This window comes from Paenibacillus sp. 01L418 (genome assembly GCF_056400045.1).
Genome location: NZ_JBFTSN010000341.1, coordinates 1 through 6,984, shown reverse-complemented (window position 1 = coordinate 6,984; position 6,984 = coordinate 1). Strand labels below are relative to the sequence as shown.

Below are 6,984 nucleotides of genomic sequence, written 5' to 3'. Positions count from 1 at the left end.
CTACTGCAGCAGCTATCAAAAGATTTAATATAGCAGGGAATATTTTTCCGATTGGATGTTTAACTCTGAAATGTGTGAGGCACGCCAATAGCATCATGACGCCTACCAATAATGCGGTCCATGCCGCAATCTCCGCATACCAATAGCCGACAATGAGTCCTATGCAGGCAACAATTTGAACGTAGCCCGTAATGACGCGAAACCATTGAGGAAGTTTAATCGAATCAAACAGTTCAACCTGATGCTTTGCTCCAACAATCTTGCTTCCTCCAAAAAAAGCCATGGAAAAAAGCAGCCAGCTTTGAAGAACAATGGCTAGTATATGCATTTAAAATACTCATCCTTTCTATTTTCTAATCAGACACCATTCGGTGTCCTATTTCATAATAGTACACCCACATATGTCTTGTAAAGCATTTATTACGATGTAATTTATGAAAATTTTATCCATTTAACGGTTTGAATACTTAATACTCCGCATGCCAGCTCATCATAAAACATGACGCTTTTATTTTGGCAATATTTTAATGGTGCATCTCCCCATTAGCTATTCACCTAATGAACAGAAAACCACGTCCGATGGACGTGGTTGATTTATTTATTATGGTGGAGCTTAGAGGATCCCTGATTTCTGCCAGCTAAACGCTCTCCTCCTATGGTTAGTTTCACTGCTCCGATCAACTTTCAAAGAAGCCTTTCTGCCTTAGAATATCACATGTATCAATCCATAATTTACTTTGCATCTCCTTCATTCCCCCAGGATGCACTGGTACTATGGGATCGCCGGCTCCAACATTATAATATCCGCCCGATTTTCCCTGATAGTTAGGATCAGTCATTAGACGAATAATGATATCGGCTCCTCTTCGCGGATCCCCAATACGAAAGAAATGGAGTACACGCTCCAGCATCGAGGCGAACCATAGTTCCCTTCCCAGACCCGTAACATTAAATCCCGGATTCAGTGCATGTATGCTGATTCCTGTTCCATCCCATTGACGTGCAAGTTCAGCTGTAAACATAATATTTAAAAGTTTGGTTTTCCCGTATACCGCGGATGAGCCTCTAGAAGTAAAAGGAGCTGTATCAAGTAAATCCGCCGGTATCTTAAGCTCTCCATGACGGCGAGAAGCCTCAGAAGCAACATTAACAACAGTTGCACTTCCTGCTTTTTTCAAGGAATGATGCAAGTGATGGGTCAATAACCATGGCGCAAAATAGTTCACAGCCATCATTTCTGCTATTCCATCTGACGTAATCCTCTGTTCAAATGCATGAAGGCCAGCGTTATTTAATAACACGTCAATCTTAGGAACTGCGTCTGATATTTCTTGACCCAAACGATTGACATCCTTCATTGATGACAAATCACCATAGAAAAAGTTAATTTCAGCTGTTGGTGTCCGCTCCTTGATCATTTTTTCAGTTGCTTCTGCACGACTCTTACTCCTCGCCGTTAGAACAAGATGAGCGCCTCGCTTAGCCATTTCGATTGCAACAAGCTGCCCCAAGCCACTTGTAGCACCAGTAATTACAATTATCGGATTTGCTGTCATCTTCATTCTCCTTTATAAGGATTGCATGTTTTTCACGATCATTTTGACATCTTATTGCTGAAAATATATAATTGATATATATCAACTATATATAAGTGATTGATATATGTCAATTAAATAAAGAGTGTGCTTTCTTTGAAAAATCTAGGTTAGGTGGTACCAATAATGAATGAAGAACGTAAAGACACGCTGAGAGGACAATTAGAGCTGAAGCTCGGCGAACAAATTAACGCCCTCATTAGCGCCTCGCATGCGCTGAATGTCAGAACTTCTGCTTATTTCGATTCCTCAATACAACCTGCGGCTTTCCATATTGTGAGATGGCTGTACTCCCATGGTCCAACAAGCGCCTCTATTTTGGCAGATTCAACTGCTATGGACCGAAGCTCGGTCAGCCGTCTCGTCAAACAACTAGAGATTTTGGGTTATGTAAAAAGGGAAGGCTCCCCGGATGATCGCCGAGCGATACTTCTTACTCTCACAGAACTTGGACGCAAAAAAACATTTGATGCTCTGCGGGATAAGGAAAACGTTTTTTATGAACGCATATCCCAATGGGATAATCAACAACTTAATACATTTATCGAAATGCTTAAGTCCATTAATGGATTTGAGCAAAATAATGAGATCCTTTGAATTGGCCAAGGCTAAAAAATGTACGACATGAACCTAGAAAATCGCCTAATTGGGCTTGCTCGATCATTTGATATATTTCCTTCGAAGCCCTTCACTTCACCGAACTTCTGGGATCGCCCCCTTGCAAGGCTCCACCAAACAATAAACTAACCACTTCAGATGAAGTGGTTAGTTTATTGTTTATGAAGTTTATTTGGAGCCTAACCTCTGACCTCATCGCACAGCAAACTTTCCAAATGGTTTACTCGAAGATTGATATGACTGGGCTTATTCATATTTAATTATCTCCTTTCATCATTTACGGAATCACTTGTCTTAAGTCTAATTGCCATCAATACATCTTCCCAATAAAGCTTCATTTGTTCACGCGTATTCGGATGATCCAGATTTTCTTGATGGAAACTGATCGTTGTTTTGTCAGGGTTATCGGATAGCAGCCGGATTTGCAGCGTCGAAGGTTTCTCCCATTCGTTCTTCTCCCACTTTAAGCGAAGCTGCTGAAACGGTTTTACAACCCTAAATTCGCCAGAAATACCTTCAGAAGTCGTAAAAGTCTCTCCCTTGTGCAAATTTAAGAAAGATAGGCTGCCGAGCCATAATTTCAGCCCTTCGGAAGAGGTAAGAAACGCCCATGCCTCTTCTTGCGAAATCGGAAACGTTCTCCGAACACCAACTTGATAACCCACCGATGCCGTTTGACCAACTATTTTGCCTGATTCGGAATATTGTTTATTGCTCATTGCAACACCTCCCAAATGGTTGTTTGTACTCACTAACTAATGCTTAAAAAACTACGGAGTCAGAGCTCTAACAAACAATTCAATGCTCGATTGCATAAAATTTTGCTGGGTCACCTTAGTGATGGACGACGCACCAAACAGCTGTGTTATGAAAGCGCCATAATTCATCCACATGAAGGTAATCGCCTGTGTTTCCGCATCGGTTGCAATCAGTTTGTTCTTTTCCTGCATGTCTGCAAAATAATTCGTCAATAGCTCCAATAGTTTCCGCGGATGCTTCTGCGCCTTCTCACGAATCTCGGCCAGCTCGTTGTCACTCAAAACAATGAGAAACAGTTTACGGTTTCGATCCATGATCTCATGATACATTTGGCTTATCATGAGCAAGTCCGCTCTCAAATCCCAAATCACTTTTTCATGAAAAATTTTAGTCATTTCAATCGAATAATGATAATGATCGACTGCTTTGTCCAGTAGATTTTGCTTGCTTCCAAAATTGCGGAACAAGGTCATCTCGCTAACGCCTGCCACTGCAGCTATCTCCTTCGTTGATACGCCTTTGTAGCCTTTCTCAGCCATTAAATCGATTGCAGCCAGCATCAGCTTGCTTTTATTGTCGGTGGTCATCCTGTTCTCCAAATCCTCATTTATTATAGTAGATCATAGAATTTTATAGTTAGTACTCACTAACATAATTTCATTTAGAATATCGTTAACTTTCAGAAATGTCAACAGGCGCATTGTTCCTCCGATTGCAATGCCATAGAAATTTTCGTACCACCAAATAAATATGGATTGCTCGATAAACGCATTTTTGGATCTACTTACTCACTCCAATAACTGATATGCTAGCGAAAATAAATCAGTATTGAAGGAGTGGTTGAGAATGGATATGGTTCGTTACAAGATTAGAGAGGTGCTCGATAGCAACAAAATTAAAGCTTTCCTGAGCAAAGCGCGAATTGGCCATCTAGGCATGGTTGATGGTCAGCTGCCCTATGTTGTTCCGCTCAACTTTGTTTGGGCAAATGAGAAGCTTTATTTTCATGGTGCCGGAGGCGGGAGACGCAATCAGGTCATGAGTGTAAACCCTGAGGTTTGTTTTACGGTTTGTGAAGAATATGGAACCATTACTGATCCAGTACCGGCTAAGACAGACACAGCCTATATGAGCGTCATGATTTTCGGCAAGGCCGAGCTCATCGTTGATCTGGACGAAGCTACATATATGTTGCAGGAAATGCTCCACAAATATGTGCCTGGTTATTATAACCGCCCTTTGTCCAAACAGCATGTAGATAAATACAGGTCTGCTGTTTTCAATACATCTGTTCAGGTGTACCGAATTGATCCCCATCAAATAACAGCAAAAGAAAATCCAATTGAAGCAGAAAAAATGTACAAGTAAAAAAAGTATAATGGATGACTACACAGAAAAAACATTGCGCATAGTCTGCGCGTTTCCAGAAAGAAGGCTGAACGAACATGGTTCATTTCGTTGAACAAAATCTTAGATCCGTAAGGGATCAGATGGAATTGGCTTGCCTGCACTCAGGACGCAAGAAAGATGAAGTGAAGCTTTTGTTAGCGACAAAAACGGTTCAGCTTGAAAATTTGCACATTGCCATACAAGCGGGTGAGGTATTATTTGGCGAAAATAAAGCTCAAGAACTTCGTGAGAAATTCCCGCTTATGCAGCAGTACAACCAAGTAGAATGGCATTTTATCGGACATCTGCAAACGAATAAAGTGAAGGACGTTGTTAAATATGTCACCCTCATTCATTCTGTGGATCGTTTGAAGCTCGGAAAAGCCTTGCATCAGCAGCTCCTTAAAGAAAACAAAACTTTGGATATCTTGGTACAAGTCAATACATCATTTGAAGAAAGCAAATTCGGTGTTTTACCGGAATCTGCACTGGAGTTGGTTCAACAATTGTCTCATTTTGAAACATTAAATGTTAAAGGCTTGATGACTATTGGAAAACTGAATGCTACAAATGACGAGACAAGGCGTTGCTTCCGCTTATTAAAACAAATTCAATCACAGATTATAGAGAAGAAGCTGCCAAGGGTAACAATGGATATTCTCTCGATGGGCATGTCTGGGGATTTCAAGGTTGCTATTGAAGAAGGGGCAACCATTATAAGAGTAGGGACAAGCGTATTTGGCAAGCGATATTTACCGGATGAGTATTACTGGGATGAAACCGCACAAAAATCATCCAGAATGAGTAGAATAAAACAAGCTCAGCAGAAATAGTAGGAAACATGATCATAAATACAGAGACAGATTGACTCAGCTAAGAGACGGAGATGTTCGAATTATAGCAGCATCTCCGCAAGACGATAAATCCCTTTTGTTATTGCTGACTCATCTACTTTAGCAAAACCAAGCACCCACCCTTTTCGATTACTTTCCAAACAATAATGGCTAAGCGGATAAACGCGTACTCCGTTTTCTAACGCTTGGTTCGTAAAGGCTTGTTCGTTAAACGAGTCTTCCGCTTCTAAAAACATGTGTAATCCCGTTTCTACGCCGCTTAGCTTGAAACGTTCTCCTAACCCAGATGAGCTAATGGCTTTCGACATCGCTTCATGTCTGCGCCGATATACGTTTCTGACCCTTCTCATGTGACGCATGAAATACCCATGTTCAATAAAGTGTGTAAGCGTTAATTGCTCCATAATCGGAAGGTGACGATAAGTTAGCTCTTGGACTTGTGCTAGCTGGCGAATGGCTTTTKGGGGTCCAATGATTGCGGATATTCGTATACCAGGAGCAATCATTTTTGAAAAACTCATCATATACAATGTGTTCTGAGATTGCTGGCTAAACAACGTAGGCAACGGGTCGCCGCGATACCGAAATTCGCTGTCATAGTCGTCTTCCACAATCCAAAATTGCTGCTGAGCAGCCATATTCAGCAAGTGTTGCCTGCGGGGCTCCGACATGATCACCCCAACTGCACACTGATGTGAAGGCGTAACATAAACAAGCTTTGATTGTGGGTGAATGTGGTCTACCTGTAATCCGTAATCATCAACAGGGACAGGTACAACATTCATCCGCCGATATTTCATGGCCATCCATGCGGCGGGGAACCCGGGATCTTCTACGGAAACCGTTTCTCCTTCATTTAAAAGTGCTTGAGCGATCAAATCAAGGCTATGTTGTGCGCCCGAAGTTAAAATAATTTGATCGATATGCACGTGAACACCTCGCTCGAGTGACAGATAGCGCCCAATCTGTTCGCGTAGTGGAACGAAACCATAAGCGTTGCCATATGTCCAACTGTCCAGGTCCGTTTCTTTCGAGGCTTGCAAAAATGAGTGTCTCCAGTTTTTCTGAAAATGTTGATCCAAATAAGGCTCATGGGGGCTGAAATCGATCTCAACATTTTGATATTCTTTGCCTCTAAACCAGCTCTGCAAATGACTGACTGCTTCGTTTAATAAAGGTAACTCTGGGGTGTTAGGCCCTTGGGGTTTCACATCCTCTGTAAAACTTGTTCTGCTGGTCCAGTCACTTACCCTTGTTCCGCCGCGCCTTGAAGTAACCGTGTAGCCGCGACTAAATAATTCCTCATAAACAATCTGTATCGTTGAACGAGAGACACCCACTAATAGTGCGAGTTCACGAGAAGGCAGCAGCAACTCGCCTGGCAGCCATTTGCCGGTTGTGATGTTATGGATTGCTTGATCAAGCAGTTGTTGCCATATTGGGCGCTTGTCTTCACGGTTAATTTTCAGCATCCTGTTCACCTCTAGTTGTATTCGGATTAATTTATGGATTGCATTAATATCTTCTAATAACCATTTAGTAACATTCCATTACTTGAAATACTATCATGCTTCTAATTGCGCCAGCAATGTAGTTATAAAAAATCCGCTAAGTCAGGAACAGCTGACTCAGCGGACAAGTACACTCTATTTTAAACTCTGTTTTCCCTGCTTATACATTAAATACACAAAAATGGACCCTCTCTCTGCTTTATCTTATGTAAACTAAACCATACCCTGATATCAAACCGATTCCATACGACAATACTG

8 protein-coding genes are annotated in these 6,984 nt (G+C 41.6%); 3 read left to right on the top strand and 5 right to left on the bottom strand.

The genetic code is table 11. The features are described from left to right. A partial coding sequence (locus AC1DSE_RS26955) for a DoxX family protein (RefSeq protein WP_477528476.1) occupies positions 1-328 on the bottom strand: 328 nt, incomplete at its 3' end. Between the two features lie 349 nt (positions 329-677). Next, the gene (locus AC1DSE_RS26950) at positions 678-1,556 is read right to left on the bottom strand and encodes an SDR family NAD(P)-dependent oxidoreductase (protein ID WP_477512836.1); all 879 of its coding nucleotides are present in this window, start codon (positions 1,554-1,556) and stop codon (positions 678-680) included. A gap of 165 nt (positions 1,557-1,721) precedes the next feature. On the opposite strand from AC1DSE_RS26950, the gene AC1DSE_RS26945 reads away from it, so the two are divergent. Further along, on the top strand, positions 1,722-2,192 hold the full coding sequence (locus tag AC1DSE_RS26945) for a MarR family winged helix-turn-helix transcriptional regulator (protein ID WP_477512835.1): 471 nt from the start codon (positions 1,722-1,724) through the stop codon (positions 2,190-2,192). Positions 2,193-2,473: 281 nt separating this feature from the next. Here the strand turns inward: AC1DSE_RS26945 and AC1DSE_RS26940 are convergent, their stop codons facing one another. Together AC1DSE_RS26940 and AC1DSE_RS26935 are read right to left on the bottom strand one after the other, a co-directional pair. Next, positions 2,474-2,932: an SRPBCC domain-containing protein gene (locus AC1DSE_RS26940; protein ID WP_477512834.1), complete on the bottom strand. Its 459-nt coding sequence runs from the start codon at positions 2,930-2,932 to the stop codon at positions 2,474-2,476. A 51-nt stretch (positions 2,933-2,983) separates the two neighbouring features. Further along, complete coding sequence (locus AC1DSE_RS26935) at positions 2,984-3,559, bottom strand: TetR/AcrR family transcriptional regulator (protein ID WP_477512833.1); 576 nt, start codon at positions 3,557-3,559, stop codon at positions 2,984-2,986. A gap of 259 nt (positions 3,560-3,818) precedes the next feature. On the opposite strand from AC1DSE_RS26935, the gene AC1DSE_RS26930 reads away from it, so the two are divergent. Together AC1DSE_RS26930 and AC1DSE_RS26925 are read left to right on the top strand one after the other, a co-directional pair. Further along, positions 3,819-4,340, top strand: coding sequence for a pyridoxamine 5'-phosphate oxidase family protein (locus AC1DSE_RS26930; RefSeq protein WP_477512832.1), 522 nt, complete (start codon positions 3,819-3,821; stop codon positions 4,338-4,340). 77 nt (positions 4,341-4,417) lie between these two features. Continuing rightward, positions 4,418-5,194 (top strand): YggS family pyridoxal phosphate-dependent enzyme, encoded by a 777-nt coding sequence (locus AC1DSE_RS26925; protein WP_477512831.1) that lies wholly within the window; start codon positions 4,418-4,420, stop codon positions 5,192-5,194. A 62-nt stretch (positions 5,195-5,256) separates the two neighbouring features. Here AC1DSE_RS26925 and pdxR read toward each other — a convergent pair whose 3' ends face one another. After that, positions 5,257-6,687 carry a MocR-like pyridoxine biosynthesis transcription factor PdxR gene (pdxR, locus tag AC1DSE_RS26920; protein WP_477528475.1) on the bottom strand — a complete coding sequence of 477 codons (1,431 nt, stop codon included), beginning with the start codon at positions 6,685-6,687 and terminating at the stop codon, positions 5,257-5,259. Positions 6,688-6,984 lie beyond the last annotated feature (297 nt).

Excerpts from the sequence above, each read along its gene's own strand:
- AC1DSE_RS26930 (WP_477512832.1), top strand. The coding sequence starts at position 3,819 with ATGGATATGGTTCGTTACAAGATTAGAGAGGTGCTCGATAGCAACAAA.
- AC1DSE_RS26945 (WP_477512835.1), top strand. The coding sequence starts at position 1,722 with ATGAATGAAGAACGTAAAGACACGCTGAGAGGACAATTAGAGCTGAAG.
- AC1DSE_RS26935 (WP_477512833.1), bottom strand. The coding sequence starts at position 3,559 with ATGACCACCGACAATAAAAGCAAGCTGATGCTGGCTGCAATCGATTTA.
- AC1DSE_RS26940 (WP_477512834.1), bottom strand. The coding sequence starts at position 2,932 with ATGAGCAATAAACAATATTCCGAATCAGGCAAAATAGTTGGTCAAACG.
- AC1DSE_RS26925 (WP_477512831.1), top strand. The coding sequence starts at position 4,418 with ATGGTTCATTTCGTTGAACAAAATCTTAGATCCGTAAGGGATCAGATG.
- AC1DSE_RS26950 (WP_477512836.1), bottom strand. The coding sequence starts at position 1,556 with ATGACAGCAAATCCGATAATTGTAATTACTGGTGCTACAAGTGGCTTG.